This is a genomic window from Klebsiella sp. GN_Kp190 (assembly GCF_040061795.1).
In the GTDB taxonomy this organism is placed as follows: domain Bacteria; phylum Pseudomonadota; class Gammaproteobacteria; order Enterobacterales; family Enterobacteriaceae; genus Klebsiella; species Klebsiella michiganensis.
In genome coordinates this window covers 34,687-51,686 of sequence record NZ_JBEAFN010000009.1, presented here as the reverse complement: position 1 = coordinate 51,686, position 17,000 = coordinate 34,687, and the positions used below count along the sequence as shown (strand labels likewise).

Below are 17,000 nucleotides of genomic sequence, written 5' to 3'. Positions count from 1 at the left end.
TAGAAGTACTTACGGCAGTTATCGTGCCATTATTCGCCCCGGTAAGGCAAAGCATTCTGCGCCGGAAAGCAAATTTTTTCGCATCGGAAACGCTTAACTATGCACTTTTTAACATCGCGTGCGCAATTTCCTGCACCAAATTGATCCGCTAAAAGCGCAGCTGCACCAAAATCAGACAGAAAGGGATGCGCATGGCCCGGCGTCCGGGCCAGCGGGCGTCTTAATCACCGTAAACGTTGAAGTCGAAGTATTTCTTCGCCATTTTGTCGTAGGTGCCGTCTTTACGCATGTCGGCCAGCGCTTTATCAAACGCGGCCTTCAGCTCGCTATCGTCCTTACGCAGGCCGATGCCGGTACCATCACCGAAGAACTTTTTGTCTTTAACGGAAGGACCGGCAAAGGCAAAATCTTTACCGGCAGGTTGCTTGAGGAAGCCCTCGCTGGCGGCCACTTCATCCTGCAACGCGGCGTCCAGGCGACCCGCAGCAAGGTCTGAGTAGATCAAATCCTGATTCTGATAGGCCACAACGTCCACGCCGTGGCTGCGCCAGCGTTCATTACCATAGGCCTCCTGGGTGGAGCCCTGCAGTACGCCAACATGCTTGCCTTTGAGGGATTCCAGCGTCGGTTGAATCGGCGAGCCTTTGGCGGCGATCAGGCGGGAGTCGGCCGCGTAGAGCTTGTCAGAGAAGGCGATTTCCTGCTGGCGTTTTTCCGTAATCGACAACGAAGAGATAATGGCGTCGATTTTCTTGGCCTTCAGCGACGGGATCAGGGAGTCGAAATCGCTGCCGACCCAGGTGCATTTTACTTTGATGCGCGAACAGAGCTCGTTACCCAAATCAATGTCAAAACCCACGAAATCCCCTTTCGCATCCTTTGAAGAGAAAGGCGCGTAGGTGGCATCGGTGCCAATGCGGATACTCTGCGGCAGCGCGGCGAACGCGCTGGAGGCGCTGCAAATTCCCATCATTAAAGAGAGAGCCAGGACCGTCTTCTTCATAGGTTACCCTTAAGTGTCGTGATGTTGTTATGCGATGCGTTATCTTGTTATTTGTACTGCCGGCAAAATCTTGCACGTTTTATGCCATTTTCTCAGTGCGTGCTGGAAAGGGCGTTAAATTTGTTAAATAAAGGTTGCAAATTTGTCTTAAAAGGGAAGATACCAGCAATAACGGATAAACCGCAGTGCCGCAGCGCAAAAAAACAAATTAAATGTTGAGGATTTGATCGAGGCGACAAAATTGCACTGCGGGGAGGCAGATGTGAACAAGGCGCACTATCTTAGTGCGCCCTACGCCCCCTGCCAGCGGGAAAAGAGGTCTTGCGGAAGAGAGATATCGAACTGATCGATCACGCGATTGACCGTCTGATTAATCACATCGTCCAGGCTTTGCGGGCGATGATAAAACGCCGGAACCGGCGGCATAATCACCGCGCCCATTTCCGCCGCCTGGACCAGCAGCCGTAAATGGCCAAGGTGGAACGGCGTTTCCCGTACGCACAGCACCAGCGGCCGGCGCTCTTTAAGCACCACGTCCGCCGCCCTGGTCAGCAGCCCGTCGGTATAGCTATGAACGATGCCGGAGAGGGTCTTCATTGAGCATGGCAAAATCACCATCCCGGCGGTTTTAAAAGAGCCGGAAGAGATGCTGGCGGCGATATCGCGGGCATCGTGCACCACGTCGGCTAACGCCTGCACCTCGCGCAGGGAGAAATCCGTCTCCAGCGCCAGCGTCTGGCGCGCGGCCTGGCTTAAAATAAGATGGGTTTCGACATCCGAAACTTCGCGCAAAACCTGGAGCAAGCGTACGCCGTAAATCGCGCCGCTGGCGCCAGAAATACCGATAATGAGTCGCTTCACGATGGTTGCCCCTTTCACACAATGGCGCAGACTTTGCCGGATTATAGTCTCCGACGCAACCGCGGGCCCGCATTTGGCGCGAGAAAATAAAAAAGCCCGCGGCCGTCAGACCGCGGGCTCTCAGCAAAACAGAGGATTACCCTTCGTTGTGCATCTCTAAGTTTTCAACTTCATTCTGCAGCTGAACCGCTTTCGCGTCGTCGTTACGCAGAGAGTCGAGATAGTCCAGATACTGCTGATCGACATCTTTAGTGACGTAGATACCGTTGAAGACCGAGCATTCAAACTGCTGAATATCCGGATTCTCCGCGCGCACCGCGTCAATCAGATCGTCCAGATCCTGGAAAATCAGGCCATCGGCGCCGATGATCTGGCGGATCTCATCTACCTCACGCCCGTGGGCTATCAGCTCATTGGCGGTTGGCATATCGATGCCATACACGTTCGGGAAGCGAATTTCCGGCGCAGCGGAGGCCAGATACACTTTCTTCGCCCCGGCTTCGCGCGCCATCTCGATAATCTGCTCAGAGGTGGTGCCGCGCACGATGGAGTCATCCACCAGCAGCACGTTCTTATCGCGGAACTCGGCGCGGTTGGCGTTAAGCTTACGGCGCACGGACTTACGGCGCAGCTGCTGACCCGGCATGATAAAGGTACGGCCAACGTAGCGGTTTTTAACAAACCCCTGGCGATACGGCTTATCGAGGATGCGGGCAATTTCCAGCGCGATATCGCAGGAGGTTTCCGGAATGGGAATGACCACATCGATATCCAGATCTTCCCACTCGCGGGCAATTTTCTCGCCCAGCTTCGTGCCCATATTGACGCGGGCGCTGTAAACGGAAATTTTGTCGATGAAGGAGTCCGGACGCGCAAAATAGACGTACTCGAACAGGCACGGGTTGCTGACCGGGTTTTCCGCACACTGGCGAGTAAACAGCTGGCCTTTTTCGGTGATATATACCGCTTCACCAGGCGCCACGTCGCGCAGGAACTCAAAGCCCAGCGTATCCAGCGCCACGCTTTCCGAAGCGACCATATACTCGGTGCGGCCATCGCCGATATCGCGCTTGCCCAGCACCAGCGGACGAATGCCGTTCGGGTCGCGGAAAGCGACCATGCCGTGACCGATAATCATCGCTACGCAGGCATAAGCGCCGCGAATCTGGCGGTTGGTGGCGGCGATCGCCGCAAAAATGTTGTCTGCTTCCAGCGGATAGTGGCGGAAGTTGTCCAGCTCGCTGGCGAAGATATTGAGCAGGATTTCGGAATCAGAGGTGGTGTTGATGTGGCGGCGTTTTTCTTCAAACAGCTTTTTACGCAGCTCGTGAGCGTTAGTCAGGTTACCGTTGTGCGCCAACGTAATGCCGTACGGCGAGTTGACGTAGAAAGGCTGTGCCTCGGAGGCGCTGGAGCTGCCAGCCGTCGGGTAACGAACGTGACCAATACCCATATTGCCCTGCATACGCTGCATATGGCGAGCTTCAAAAACGTCGCTCACCAGACCGTTCGCCTTACGCAAACGGAAACAGTTGTTCGCATCAATGGTGATGATGCCTGCGGCATCCTGGCCACGATGCTGAAGCACCGTTAACGCGTCATAAATCGACTGGTTTACCGGCATAACACCGGCGATACCGACAATACCGCACATACGTCTTTTCCTCGTTAAGCTACATCCCAACGCTTATGCTTTGGGCAAGAAACTTGACGAGCTCTGCAGATAGTCAAAGAACCATCTGATAACGAAACTGAACTGCGGGATAAGCTCAGACTTTTGCCAGTCTTCGCTTTTCGCCATACCGGTAAAGCTATCGAGAAAGAACAGAATCGCCGAGACGATTAGCACCCCGCGCAGGGCGCCAAAGCAGATCCCTAACACCCTGTCGGTTCCCGACAGGCCGGTTTTTTCCACCAGCTGACCTATCACAAAGTTAACGATAGCGCCGACGATAAGCGTTGCGATAAACAGTATCGCGATAGCAATCCCATTTCGGACCAGTTCGTCTTCAAAGCCCGTGAACCAGACAGCCAGGTAAGTGTAGTAATGACTGGCAACAAAGAAAGCGCATCCCCAGGTTACCAGCGATAAAGCTTCACGAACAAAGCCGCGGATCAGGCTAACCAGTGAGGAAAAACCAATCACCGCAATTATGGCGTAATCAATCCAGACCATATACGTCCCACGATTTTACGCCCTGTCGTCCGGTTCGGGGCGCATTCTAACAGAAAAAGAAAACGTTTGCGTAGGGATTTCCGTGCCCTACAGAAATAAAAATGGCGCTGAAAAAACATTCAACGCCATACTGTCTTTCGCCTCTTCAGAGCGCGTCAGACAGGGGTTTCAGCACTCTACTCCTTTAAAAAAGAGAGAGTTAGTTCGGGCTGTAGCCCATGACCACGCCGCTAAGTCCCGAAAGCTGCTTCAGCTCACCAAGCTGACCTTTCAGCTTATCCTTCGAGGTATCCGGCCCCACGAGAATACGGGTAATTTTACCCTGCACCGGCGTCGAAGGCGACGTGTAAACTTTAAAGCCGGAAGCGCGCAGCTTACCGACAATCTCGTTGACCTTATCGGCGTTCTTCAGCGCCCCAAGCTGCACCACATAGGCTTTACCGGTCGGCGCCGGAATTTCAGCCTGCTGCTGCGGTTTAGGGGGCGGCGTCTGCGCCGTAACCTGCTGCTGCTGTGGTTGCGGTTGCGGCTTCTCTACCGGCTTCGGCTGAGGTTTCGGCTGTGGTTTCGGTGCGACCACCGGCTCCTGCACCACATCAAAACTGTTGTTATTCACCGGTATCCGCGACGGATCCAGCGATGGCGCAGCGGCATCGCCGGCCCTCACCTCTTCCGCCGCCCCTTCAGGAGGCTGCGAAGGCAGCGCCTGGGTCGCCGCTGGCAGCATATCCGGCTCATCGCGATCCCCCGGTTTTGGCACCAGCGGAATGGCGGCAAACTCATCCTGATAATGTTTTTTCTGACCATCCAGCAGCCCTGGCAGGATAATCACCCCCAGCGCCACCAGCACAATCGTCCCGACTAAACGGTTCTGAAACTTACTCGCCACCGATTCTCCCCGCGTCTATTTCTTCCATTACATGCGCCACCGTATGGAATGAACCACACACCAGCACCGTATCTTCAGGCCCGGCGTCCGCCATCGCGGCATGCCACGCCTCAGCGACGCTAGTATAGACTTTACCTGCGCGCAAATGTTCCAGCAGCTGCTCCGCCGTGGCTCCGCGCGGCCCTTCCAGCGGCGCGCAGTACCAGTCGTCAACTTCGGCCTGCAAATTTGCCAGCGTTCCTGCAATATCCTTGTCATGCAGCATACCAATAACCGCCAGCACGCGCCCCGTTTTCGATAAGGTTTTGAGACGCCCGGCGAGATAGGCCGCCGCATGCGGATTATGGGCAACATCCAGGATCGTCCGGGGAGCATCGCTGATTATCTGGAAACGCCCCGGCAGCATCGCGTTTTGAACGCCATCGCGCATCGCCTGCTCGTTTACCTTAAGCCCGCTGGCGCGCAAGGCCGCAATCGCCGTAGCCGCATTCGGCAGCGGGACCTGCGGCAGCGGCAGATCGCTTAACGCCCCCTGACGATCGCGGAAGGACCAGCCTTGTTCACTGGCGTCATACTGCCAGTCAACGTCACGGCGCAGGAGCCGCGCCCCTTTTTCGCTCGCCACCTCAGCGATGGTCAACGGCATATCGGGTTCGCCGACGACAGCCGGTTTACCAGGGCGGAAAATCCCCGCCTTTTCGCGGCCGATGCTTTCGCGATCGGGCCCCAGCCAGTCGGTATGGTCGAGAGCAATACTGGTCACCACCGCCACGTCAGCATCGACGATATTGGTCGCATCCAGGCGGCCGCCCAGGCCCACCTCAAGAATCACCACATCCAGCCGCGCCTGCTGAAACAGCCACAGCGCGGAGAGGGTGCCAAACTCAAAATAGCTCAGGGAAATCTCGCCGCGCGCGGCTTCAATTTCGGCAAAAGAGGTCGTATGCGCGAGCTCCGCCAGCTCTTCGCCCTGCACCCGCACCCGCTCTGTGTAGCGCACCAGATGCGGCGAACTGTAAACGCCAACCTTATAGCCCGCCGCCATCAGCACCGACTCCAGGGTACGGCAGGTGGTGCCTTTGCCGTTGGTCCCCGCCACCGTAAAGACAAACGGCGCAGGTTTCATTACCGCCATCCGCTGCGCGACCTCGCTGACGCGCGCCAGCCCGAGATCGATAGTTTTGCTGTGCAGATGTTCCAGATAAGAAAGCCACGTAGCCAGGGGCGACGTGGCCTGAGGAATAGGTTGTTTTTCCATGATGTCCGGCAAGAGTTAGGATAACTACGCGTAAAAAAAAGGGCAGCGCCGTCAGGCCTGCCCTCTGCATTATCAGGCCTCTGGTTCCTGATCCGGCACCGGTGGCACCACCTCACCTTCGTGAGCAGGTTCCGGATTTGGCGCCGGAAGGTTCATCAGCTTCGCCAGAATGCTGGCCAGCTTCAGACGCATTTCCGGGCGGCGTACGATCATGTCGATCGCCCCTTTCTCAATCAGGAACTCGCTGCGCTGGAATCCCGGCGGCAGCTTCTCGCGAACGGTCTGCTCGATAACGCGGGGGCCGGCAAAGCCGATCAGCGCTTTTGGCTCAGCGATGTTGAGATCGCCCAGCATCGCAAAGCTCGCAGACACGCCGCCCATGGTTGGGTCGGTCAGCACGGAGATATACGGCAAGCCGCGCTCCTGCATTTTCGCCAGCGCAGCGGAGGTTTTCGCCATCTGCATCAGCGACATCAGCGCTTCCTGCATACGGGCGCCGCCGGATGCGGAGAAGCAAATCAGCGGGCAGTTGTCTTCCAGAGCCTGCTCAACCGCGCGAACAAAGCGCGCGCCGACCACGGAGCCCATCGACCCCCCCATAAAGGAGAATTCGAAAGCGGCGGCAACAACCGGCATATCATGCAGGGTGCCTTTCATGACCACCAGCGCGTCTTTTTCGCCGGTCTCTTTCTGGGCGGACGCCAGACGGTCTTTATACTTTTTCGAATCGCGGAACTTCAGCACATCTTTCGGCTCGAGCTCGCTTCCCAGCTCCACGAGGGAACCTTCGTCCAGCAGGCTATGCAGGCGGTTGCGCGCCGACATACGCATGTGGTGATCGCACTTAGGGCAAACCTCCAGGTTGCGCTCCAGCTCTGCGCGGTACAATACCTGACCGCAGCTGTCGCACTTGGTCCATACACCTTCAGGGATACTTGCCTTACGGGTGGGGGTTATATTGCTTTTAATTCGTTCAATCCAGCTCATTGATAACCTTTCTACCTGAACCTGGTCGATGCCAGTTTTGTCGCAAGGGGCGCATAATGCCATTTTTGCCCCTCACAGACCATGAATGTTGCACATTAAATCATAACATCCCGTAACATGGGATAAAAAAGTGGTCGAACCGCTCACACTTCACTCTTCGGGCGGCGGCATACCGCCCGAAGATCGTCGCCGCGTTATTTCGCCTGTTTCGCCGCCGCCCGCTTGTGGCGGATGACTTCAATCACGCCCGGCAATACGGACAGGACGATAATCGCCACGATCAGCAGCTTAAGGTTTTCCTGGACGATCGGCAAATCGCCGAACAGATAACCCGCGTAGGTAAATAACAGTACCCACAGCAGCGCGCCAACAACGTTATACATCGCAAAATGACGATAGGACATATGCCCCATTCCCGCCACAAACGGCGCAAACGTTCTGACGATCGGCACGAAACGGGCCAGGATGATGGTCTTACCGCCGTGGCGTTCGTAGAAGCTATGGGTCTTATCCAGGTAGCTGCGGCGGAAAATTTTCGAATTGGGATTACTGAAGAGCTTTTCGCCAAACAGCCGGCCAATCGTGTAGTTCAAGGCATCGCCAACAATCGCGGCAATGACCATCAGCAGCACCATTAAATGCACGTTGAGATCGTTGGTCGGCAGCGCGGAGAGCGCGCCTGCCACAAACAGCAGCGAATCCCCCGGCAGGAACGGCGTGACCACCAGGCCGGTTTCGCAGAACAGAATCAAGAATAAAATCGCGTATACCCAAATGCCGTACTCCGCGACCAGCTCAGCCAGATGCACATCAATATGCAGGATAAAATCAATTAAAAAGTGAATCAGGTCCATAGTTTGCGTTAGCCCTTAATAACCCGGTTAGTCCGCCAGAAACAGCGGGCCCATCGGCATGACCGGGAGGTCGTAGTGGGCCGGGTAGTCCACCGACACCAGATACAATCCTTCCGCCTTTGCCGTTGCGGCGGCAAGCGTCCTGTCTTTTGCCGCCAGAAGTTCTGCAATCCAGCTCTCTGGCTGGTTACCGGCACCTACTTCCATCAGACTGCCGACAATGTTCCTTACCATATGATGTACAAAGGCATTCGCTTTGATGTCCACCACCACATATGCACCATAACGGGTGACGTTAATATGCATCACGTTGCGCCACGGCGTGCGCGACTGGCACTGTACCGCACGAAACGAGGTGAAATCATTCTCTCCCAGCAGACACTGAGCGGCGCGCTGCATCCGCTCTGCATCCAGCGGGAGGTAATAATGGGTTACGCCGCGGCTCAATACCGCCGGCCGCAGACGATGATTATAGATAACATAACGATAGCGACGCGCCGTGGCGCTGAAGCGGGCATGAAAATCCGGTGGAACCGGCTTTACCCAGCGCACCGCAATGTCGCCGGGCAAATTCGCATTTACGCCCAGCGTCCATGCGGCATCCTGACGCTGCGCGCGGGTTTCAAAATGCACGACCTGACCGGTACCGTGAACGCCGGCATCCGTACGGCCCGCGCAAAAAACGTTAACAGGCTCGTTCGCTACCTGCGAGAGCGCCTTTTCCAGCTTCTCCTGTACGCTGCGGACTTCGTTCTGCCGCTGCCAGCCGTAGTACTTGCTGCCATCGTATTCGATGCCCAGCGCGATTTTGTAGACCGGCGGCTGCTCCATCTCAGACATCAGTACAAATACTCCTGAACCAGCTTCTCAGCGATTTTCACCGCCATCAGCGCGCCGCCAAAACGGACGTTATCGGCGACGGACCAGAACTGCACCTGCTCAGGCATACCGTAGTCGTTATGCACGCAGCCGACGGAGAGGCGGGCGTTACCGGAAGCATCGCCGACCTGCGTCGGGAACTCGCCCTCTTCGGACAGTTCGATATCTTCGCCAAGGCTAAAGGCATCGCGCGCCTCTTCGGCGGCTAGCGGACGCTGCGCTTCAAAACTCACCATCTGCGCGTGGCCGTAAAACACCGGCGACTGAACGACGTTTGCGGAGATCATCAGGCCATCATCCTGCAGGATTTTGCGGACCTCATCGACGATACGGCGCTCTTCACGCACGCTTCCTTCACGATCGGGCAGCAGCGGCAGCATATTGAACGCCAGCTGACGACCGAAGAAATCATCTTCGTCGATCGGAATACCGTTAAGCAATTTGGCGCTCTGCCCCGCGAGGGCATCGACCGCTTTTTTACCGTGAGCGGAAGCGGAAAGCAGGCTGGTCACGCTGATACGCGCCAGGCCGCCCCGATCGATCAACGGTTTCAACGCCGACAGCAGCTGGCTGGTCAGGCTATTCGCGACCGAGATAACGTTGCGATTGCGGTAATCCGCCAGTACGAACGGGTTAACATCCGGCACCACCAGCGGCACGTCCGGCTCCAGCGCAAACAGACCGCTTAAATCAATCACCAGGCAGCCCGCGTTAGTGGCGTCTTCGATATACGCGGCGGAGGCCTCTACACCGGCGGCAAAAAAGGCCAGCTGGGCCTGGGTCCAGTCAAATTCCGCCGCATCCTGAACGATAACCGACTTGCCCGAAAAACGCAGATGTTCACCGGCGCTATCGCTACGCGCCAGCGCATAAATATCCCCCACCGGGAACTGACGATCGGCAAGCGTTTCGAACAGGGCTTCGCCTACGGCGCCCGTTGCGCCCAGTACGGCAATATTCCAGCCTTCAGACATGGTGGTGTACTCCAGAAAAAAGCGGCCCTGCCGGATTATCCAGCAGGAGCATTAAGATGATATTAACGAACAGGATGATGAACGGCGTTAAAGCCCAGCTGGCGCAACAGCGTCGCCGCCTGCGCATCGCTGCACTGTACGTACAGCGAAGACCATTCACGGCGTTCCTGATAATTTTTGCGCAGTTTGTCGAACTCGCCCGCAGCGCCCGCGACTTTTCGCAGCGGCGCATCATCGCGGCGCACATCATACACCAAATGCGCCAGCCGTTTTAGCGTTGCCTGATCGAGCGGCCCGTGCAGCGTAATGCGGCCAAACTCCGGCGCCGGTAGCAACGTGTCCAGCGCCACCTGCTGTGGATGACCAATAAACGCGCTGTAGGCCTCAAAAACCTGCGTCGTACCGCGCGCTTTGCCTTCAAGGGTATAGCCGGCAATATGCGGCGTACCAATATCCACCCGCTTGAGCAATTCGGTATTCAGATCCGGCTCCGGCTCCCAGACATCCAGCACCACGCTTAATGCCTGCCCGGCCTGCAGCTGCTGCAGCAGCGCGGCGTTATCCACCACCGGACCACGGCAGGCGTTGATTAAAATCGTCCCCGGCTTCAGGCGGCGAATCAGCGCCTCATCCGCCAGGTGCAGCGTCTTGTACTGCCCTTCCTTATAGAGCGGGGTATGGAACGTCAAAATGTCCGCGTCCTGCACCAGCTCGTCAAGAGAGCGGAAATCCCCCTCGTCGCCGCGATCGGCGCGCGGCGGATCGCAGAGCAGCGTTTTGATTCCCAGCGCCTCAAGGCGTTTTTGCAGACGCCCGCCCACGTTGCCGACGCCCACGATCCCGACGGTACGGTCGGCCAGCGCAAAACCGTCACGCTCGGCCAGCATGAGCAGCGCGGAAAACACATATTCCACCACCGCGATAGCGTTGCAGCCCGGCGCCGCGGAAAAACCGATTCCCGCCTGCTGTAGCCACGCCTGATCGACATGATCGGTACCCGCCGTCGCGGTGCCAACAAATTTGATCGCTTTGCCAGAAAGTAGCGCTTCGTTAACTTTGGTGACGGATCGCACCATCAGCGCATCGGCGTCATTCAGCGCTTCAACCGGGACAGGGCGACCTGCAACGGCCTTCACTTCCCCCAGGCGGCTAAAAAGCTCGCGCGCATAGGGCATATTTTCATCAACGAGGATTTTCACGGTTCAGTACCTGTCTGAGAGCGAGAGTAAACCGGGGAAGTGTGCCATAATCTGCCCGCCAGGAACATCACCACCCGGCCCTTAGTACAGTAATTTAGTACAGCAATACGCAAAGGATTAATCATGACGCAACCCGTTTCAGGTATGTCCGATCGCCCTCCGGGCTCAGGCGAACCTCCGCTCACCACTCAGCAGCGTACCGCGCTTGAGCGGCTCATTACGCGCCTGGTGGCTTTAACATCCCAGCAAAATGCGGAAGTGTGGGCCTGCGTAAAACACGATCTGAGCCTGAAAAACGACGCGCCGCTGCTGGCAAGCCATTTTGCCGCCGCCGAGAACAGCCTGAACCAGCGCCTAATCCTCGCCCAGCAAAATCATCACCGTCGGCAAATCCTGGCGCAGCTGAGCGAGCTGCTGAATCAGGGCAACAATCGCCAGGCGGTCAGCGATTATATTCGTCAGCATGACGGTCAAACCGCCCTGCATGCCTTGTCCCAGCCGCAGCTGGAGAATGTTCTGCAGCTCCTGCAAAGCGGCCAGCTCTCGATTCCTCAGCCGCAGCAGCGCCCGCCAACGCATCGTCCGCTGCTGCCCGCGGAGCACAACACGCTCAATCAGCAGGTGACCAAACTCGCCGCGGCCACCGGCGAGTCCAGCAAGCTTATCTGGCAATCCATGCTGGAGCTAAGCGGCGTCAAGAGCGGAGAGCTGATCCCGGCGACCCACTTCACTCCCCTCTCGTACTGGCTACATGCGCGGCAAACGCTCAGTTCGCAGGCTGCGCCGACGCTGACCTCGCTGCAGGCCGCATTAAAACAGCCGCTTGAAGCCGCGGAATGGCAAAGAGTGATGGATTTTGCCCAAACCCACTGGCACGCGACGGCGCAAACGCCGCTCAGCGCGGCGCAGCTGCTGACGCTGCTCAACAAAATTTTCGTGCTCAGGGTCGCCAGAGCCCAGGAGACGCTGGCGATCCCGCCGGTTCAGGCGCCTCCCGCCTCACCGTGGCTGGTATTGAAAAAACCGTGGGTTATCGCGCTGGCAGCTATCGTGGTGCTTGCCCTGCTGTGGCTGGTGATTTAAGGAGATATCATCGGCCCGCATGCCGGGCCGAATGAAGCGCTACTTACGCAGCGACACCAGGCTAACCAGGATCCCCAGCACGGCGCATATTGCCGCGGCCAGGAAGACGGAAGAGTAGCCCAACGACGTCGCCAGCAGCCCGGTAAGCGGGCCGGTGACGCCGTAAGAGATATCCTGAAACGCGGCATAGCCGCCAAGCGCCGTTCCTCGTACCTGCGGCGGTACCCGCTTCACGACCTCGACGCCCAGCGCCGGGAAGATAAGCGAGCATCCGCAGCCGGTGAGCGCCGCCCCCGCCAGCGCGATCCAGGCATTGGGCGCCTGCCAGAGCAGCGCCAGGCCTATCGCTTCAATCAGCAGCGAAACGATGGCCACTTTCACCCCGCCGAAGCGGTCCGGCATCCAGCCAAACAGTACGCGCATCAGGACAAACGCCCCGCCAAACGCGGTCAGCGTAAAACCGGCCATCGCCCAGCCGTTGCTGGCGAAATACAAAGAGACAAATGTGCCAATTACCGCGAAGCCGACGCCCTGAAGGCCAAGACCGATACCGGGCCGCCAGATCATTCCCACCACGCTCCACAGCGACGGCCGCTCGCCGCCGTGAGCAGGAATTTTACGCACCGTGCCGTTAATCGCCCAGGCCACTAACGGCAGCACCATGGTGACACAGGCCAGCGCCGCGACGCCGTAATGGCTGTAGATCAGCAGCCCCAGCGGCGCCCCGGCCGCCAGAGAACCGTATATCGCCATACCGTTCCACGACATGACTTTACCGGAACGCATGGGCCCCACCAGCCCCATCCCCCAGCTTAAATTACCGGTGAGCAGCTGGCTTTCACCAAAACCCAGGATCAGACGGCCAAGCACCAGCAGGCCAAACTTCGCCATGACCGGCACCGGCAGCAGCGCGGCGCACAGCCAGGCGCCCCCCGCCAGCGCGCAGGCCAACATCCCCTGCAGGACAGAGCGTTTGGCGCCGTACTGATCGGCAAGGCGGCCGGCATAGCCGCGGGTTAATACGGTCGCCAGAAACTGGATACCGACGGCGACGCCAACCATGGTATTGCCAAATCCCAGTTCCTGATGGACAAACAAAGGGATAACCGGTAGCGGCAGGCCGACGGTCATATAGGTGAGAAAAACGGCGAACGTGATCCGAAACAGCGAACCATTCGCTGAAGGAGTGCGTTTTGTTTCAGTGACTGCGGACATGCTTTACTCCAGTTCGCAGAGTAAGGCGAGGTGAGACCACGCCCTCTCCACCTGATTATCAGGGTTAAGGCGCGTTGGATGACGTTAAACGCTTACGCATTATCTGAGAGAATAATGTTGTGCCAGGAGTTTGCCTTTTCTCCCGGGGGTCTGTCAAGAATACAAAAAAGGGAGCCCGTTGGCTCCCCTTGTAAAGCGTGTTCGTTATGCGCGGTATTTGCGCATGACCAGCGTGGCGTTAGTCCCGCCAAAGCCGAAGCTGTTAGACATCACGGTCGTCAGCGCGCGTTCGGTCGGCTCGGTCACGATATTCAGGCCGGCTGCCTGCTCGTCCATCTCTTCGATGTTGATGCTCGGCGCAATAAAGCCGTGTTCCAGCATCAGCAGGGAGTAGATAGCTTCCTGTACGCCAGCGGCGCCCAGGGAGTGGCCGGTCATCGCTTTGGTCGCGGAGATCGCCGGGCTGTTATCACCGAAGACTTCACGAATCGCCCCCAGCTCCTTCACATCGCCTACCGGGGTAGAAGTACCGTGGGAGTTCAGGTAGTCAATCGGCGTATCAACGCCGTCCATCGCCATCTTCATGCAGCGAACCGCGCCTTCACCGGACGGGGCAACCATGTCTGCGCCATCGGACGTTGCGCCGTAGCCAACGATTTCAGCATAGATGTGCGCGCCGCGCGCCAGAGCATGTTCCAGCTCTTCAACCACAACCATACCGCCGCCGCCCGCGATAACGAAACCATCACGGTGGGTGTCATAGGTACGAGACGCTTTTTCTGGCGTTTCGTTGTATTTGGTGGACAGCGCGCCCATCGCGTCGAATTCACACGCCATTTCCCAGCACAGCTCTTCGCCGCCGCCGGCAAACACGATGTCCTGTTTGCCCAGCTGGATTTGTTCAACAGCGTTACCGATGCAGTGTGCGGAAGTCGCACAGGCGGAGCTGATGGAGTAGTTCACGCCGTAGATTTTGAACGGTGTTGCAAGGCAAGCGGATACCGCGGACGCCATCGCTTTGGTCACCACGTAGGGGCCAACCGCTTTCAGACCGCGCGGGCTGCGCATTGCATCAGCGCCGAAAACCTGAGATTTAGAAGAACCGCCAGAACCGGCAATCAGGCCCACGCGCGGGTTTTGCTGATAGACTTCATCTTTCAGGCCAGCATCTTCAATTGCCTGCTGCATGGAAAGATAGGAATAGATAGAGGCATCGTTCATGAAACGAACCACTTTACGGTCGATCAAGCCGGCGGTGTCCAGTTTGACGTTGCCCCATACGTGGCTGCGCATTCCTGAATCTTTAAACTCTTCAGAGAAAGTGATCCCGGAGCGTCCTTCACGCAGAGATGCCAGGACTTCCTGCTGGTTATTACCAATACTGGAAACGATGCCCAGGCCAGTAATCACTGCACGTTTCATTCAATACCTCTGTAAGTCGCACTATATTAAGTTTCGAGTCGCACAATAGCGTACACTTGTACGCCGAACAAGTCCGATCAGCCAATTTGTGTATAAATTTGCGCCCTCAGGCACACATCGTTAAGATCGTTCTACGCCTTGTGATTCGAGTAACTTACGTGAAACAAAACGCCATACAACCCGCCAACCTGGAATTCAACGCTGAGGGTACACCTGTTTCCCGAGATTTTGACGATGTCTACTTTTCCAATGACAACGGTCTGGAAGAGACGCGCTACGTTTTCCTCGACGGAAACCAACTCAGGGAACGCTTCCCTGAGCATGCACGTCCGTTCTTTGTGGTTGCCGAAAGCGGGTTCGGTACCGGCCTGAATTTCCTCACGCTGTGGCAGGCGTTTGACGTTTTTCACCGCGATAATCCAGAAGCTACCCTGCAAAGATTACATTTCATCAGTTTCGAAAAATTTCCGCTGAAAGCGGAGGACCTGCGCCTTGCCCACCAGCGCTGGCCGGAGCTTGCAACCTGGGCCGAGCAGCTGCAGGCGCAGTGGCCTCTGCCCATCGCGGGCTGCCATCGTCTGCTGCTGGATGAAGGGCGGGTCACGCTGGATTTGTGGTTTGGCGATATTAATGAACTGACCAACGAGCTCGATGATTCGCTTAATCAGCAGGTGGACGCCTGGTTTCTTGATGGCTTTGCCCCGGCAAAAAACCCGGACATGTGGACGGCGGAGCTGTTTGCGGCGATGGCTCGTCTGGCAAGACCCGGCGGTACCCTGGCCACCTTCACCTCCGCCGGCTTTGTGCGCCGCGGCCTGCAGGAGGCCGGTTTCAGCATGCAGAAGCGCAAGGGTTTTGGCCGCAAGCGCGAAATGCTGACCGGCGAAATGCGTGAAACGCCGGAGATCCCCGCGCGCGCGCCGTGGTTTGCCCGCAGCGGTACGGAACAGCGCGATGCCGCGATTATCGGCGGGGGGATCGCCAGCGCCCTGCTCGCGCTGGCGCTGCTGCGCCGCGGATGGCAGGTAACGTTATACTGCGCCGACAGCGCGCCGGCTGGAGGCGCATCCGGAAACCGCCAGGGCGCGCTCTATCCGCTGCTCAGCCAGCACGATCCCGCCCTGGCCCGCTTCTTCCCGGCGGCATTTACTTTCGCCCGCCGCCTGTATGACGCTCTGCCGGTGATGTTCGATCATGACTGGTGCGGCGTGACGCAGCTGGGCTGGGATACGAAAAGCGCGCAGAAAATCGCCCAGATGATTGCGCTTAACCTGCCGCCGGAAATCGCCGTCGCCGTGGACGCCCGAACCACTGCGCAACAAACCGGTGTGGAAACCGGCTGCGGGGGCATCGCCTATCCTGCCGGCGGCTGGCTTTGTCCGCAGCAGTTAACCGCTGAACTGCTGGCCCTCGCCGCCACTCGCGGATTGCGCGTGCGCTACGATTATCCGGTCACGGATCTCAGCGCAGACAACAACGGCTGGCAATTAAACCAGCGGCAGTACCACGAGGTCGTGGTGCTGGCCAACGGCCATCAGCTGACCCGCTTTAGCCAGACGGAGCATCTTCCCATGTACCCGGTTGCCGGTCAGGTTAGCCATATTCCGACGACGCCAGGGCTATCGAAATTGCGCCAGGTCCTGTGCTACAACGGCTACCTGACGCCGCAAAACCCGCATAATCAGCAACACTGCATTGGCGCAAGCTACCACCGCGGACAGGCAGAGGCCGCGTTTAGCGCCGAGGATCAGCAGCAGAATCGCCAGCGCCTGATTGACTGTTTCCCGCAGGCGGAATGGACGCGGGAGGTAGACGTGAGCGCTAATCAGGCCCGCAGCGGCGTGCGCTGCGCAACCCGCGATCATTTGCCGATGGTCGGCAGCGTACCTGATTATGAGGCCACCTTACGCGAATATGCCTCTCTGGCTGAACGTCAGGAGCAGGCCGGAGAAGCGCCGGTTTACCGCAACCTGTATATGCTGGGAGCTCTGGGCTCGCGCGGCCTGTGCTCCGCGCCGCTGGCGGCTGAAATTCTGGCGTCGCAAATGAGCAATGAGCCATTACCCATGGATAAAGAAACGCTGGCGGCGCTGAATCCTAACCGGCTGTGGGTAAGAAAACTGCTGAAAGGGAAAGCGGTGAAATAATTGCGGGAAATAGAGCCCGGCTGAGCGAATGCCGGGCTTTGGCGGAGGGCAGA

At 57.8% G+C, this 17,000-nt stretch carries 15 protein-coding genes; 2 read left to right on the top strand and 13 right to left on the bottom strand.

The window, feature by feature from the left end; all coding sequences use genetic code 11:
• Window positions 1–220: 220 nt before the first annotated feature.
• From argT to pdxB, 11 genes are all read right to left on the bottom strand, one after another.
• Window positions 221–1,003, bottom strand: coding sequence for a lysine/arginine/ornithine ABC transporter substrate-binding protein ArgT (gene argT, locus ABLU67_RS06440; protein ID WP_014230270.1), 783 nt, complete (start codon window positions 1,001–1,003; stop codon window positions 221–223).
• Between the two features lie 291 nt (window positions 1,004–1,294).
• Window positions 1,295–1,864, bottom strand: a complete 570-nt coding sequence (locus ABLU67_RS06435) for a UbiX family flavin prenyltransferase (protein WP_064374505.1) — start codon at window positions 1,862–1,864, stop codon at window positions 1,295–1,297.
• A 136-nt stretch (window positions 1,865–2,000) separates the two neighbouring features.
• Entirely contained in the window at window positions 2,001–3,518 is a 1,518-nt protein-coding gene (purF, locus tag ABLU67_RS06430; protein ID WP_004123211.1) for an amidophosphoribosyltransferase, read from the bottom strand.
• A 33-nt stretch (window positions 3,519–3,551) separates the two neighbouring features.
• Window positions 3,552–4,040 (bottom strand): colicin V production protein, encoded by a 489-nt coding sequence (gene cvpA, locus ABLU67_RS06425; RefSeq protein ID WP_004104143.1) that lies wholly within the window; start codon window positions 4,038–4,040, stop codon window positions 3,552–3,554.
• Between the two features lie 199 nt (window positions 4,041–4,239).
• Window positions 4,240–4,929 carry a cell division protein DedD gene (gene dedD, locus ABLU67_RS06420; protein ID WP_025106662.1) on the bottom strand — a complete coding sequence of 230 codons (690 nt, stop codon included), beginning with the start codon at window positions 4,927–4,929 and terminating at the stop codon, window positions 4,240–4,242.
• The gene (folC, locus tag ABLU67_RS06415; RefSeq protein WP_064357778.1) at window positions 4,919–6,187 is read right to left on the bottom strand and encodes a bifunctional tetrahydrofolate synthase/dihydrofolate synthase; all 1,269 of its coding nucleotides are present in this window, start codon (window positions 6,185–6,187) and stop codon (window positions 4,919–4,921) included. The genes dedD and folC overlap by 11 nt, the downstream gene beginning before the upstream one ends.
• A 72-nt stretch (window positions 6,188–6,259) precedes the next feature.
• Window positions 6,260–7,174, bottom strand: coding sequence for an acetyl-CoA carboxylase, carboxyltransferase subunit beta (gene accD / locus ABLU67_RS06410; RefSeq protein ID WP_004870882.1), 915 nt, complete (start codon window positions 7,172–7,174; stop codon window positions 6,260–6,262).
• 194 nt (window positions 7,175–7,368) lie between these two features.
• Entirely contained in the window at window positions 7,369–8,028 is a 660-nt protein-coding gene (locus ABLU67_RS06405) for a DedA family protein (RefSeq protein ID WP_004123217.1), read from the bottom strand.
• 27 nt (window positions 8,029–8,055) lie between these two features.
• Window positions 8,056–8,868, bottom strand: coding sequence for a tRNA pseudouridine(38-40) synthase TruA (truA, locus tag ABLU67_RS06400; RefSeq protein ID WP_009654666.1), 813 nt, complete (start codon window positions 8,866–8,868; stop codon window positions 8,056–8,058).
• Window positions 8,868–9,881 (bottom strand): aspartate-semialdehyde dehydrogenase, encoded by a 1,014-nt coding sequence (locus tag ABLU67_RS06395; RefSeq protein ID WP_004852895.1) that lies wholly within the window; start codon window positions 9,879–9,881, stop codon window positions 8,868–8,870. Before ABLU67_RS06395 ends, truA begins: the two co-directional genes overlap by 1 nt.
• A 62-nt stretch (window positions 9,882–9,943) precedes the next feature.
• On the bottom strand, window positions 9,944–11,080 hold the full coding sequence (gene pdxB, locus ABLU67_RS06390; protein WP_047723153.1) for a 4-phosphoerythronate dehydrogenase PdxB: 1,137 nt from the start codon (window positions 11,078–11,080) through the stop codon (window positions 9,944–9,946).
• Window positions 11,081–11,203: 123 nt separating this feature from the next.
• On the opposite strand from pdxB, the gene flk reads away from it, so the two are divergent.
• Window positions 11,204–12,163 carry a flagella biosynthesis regulator Flk gene (gene flk / locus ABLU67_RS06385; protein ID WP_025106658.1) on the top strand — a complete coding sequence of 320 codons (960 nt, stop codon included), beginning with the start codon at window positions 11,204–11,206 and terminating at the stop codon, window positions 12,161–12,163.
• A gap of 39 nt (window positions 12,164–12,202) precedes the next feature.
• Here flk and ABLU67_RS06380 read toward each other — a convergent pair whose 3' ends face one another.
• Entirely contained in the window at window positions 12,203–13,378 is a 1,176-nt protein-coding gene (locus tag ABLU67_RS06380) for an MFS transporter (protein ID WP_014230275.1), read from the bottom strand.
• 204 nt (window positions 13,379–13,582) lie between these two features.
• Window positions 13,583–14,800, bottom strand: coding sequence for a beta-ketoacyl-ACP synthase I (gene fabB, locus ABLU67_RS06375; RefSeq protein WP_004852899.1), 1,218 nt, complete (start codon window positions 14,798–14,800; stop codon window positions 13,583–13,585).
• 158 nt (window positions 14,801–14,958) lie between these two features.
• Between fabB and mnmC the strand changes: the two genes are divergently transcribed.
• Window positions 14,959–16,947: a bifunctional tRNA (5-methylaminomethyl-2-thiouridine)(34)-methyltransferase MnmD/FAD-dependent 5-carboxymethylaminomethyl-2-thiouridine(34) oxidoreductase MnmC gene (mnmC, locus tag ABLU67_RS06370; protein WP_224384626.1), complete on the top strand. Its 1,989-nt coding sequence runs from the start codon at window positions 14,959–14,961 to the stop codon at window positions 16,945–16,947.
• The last annotated feature ends 53 nt before the right edge of the window (window positions 16,948–17,000 follow it).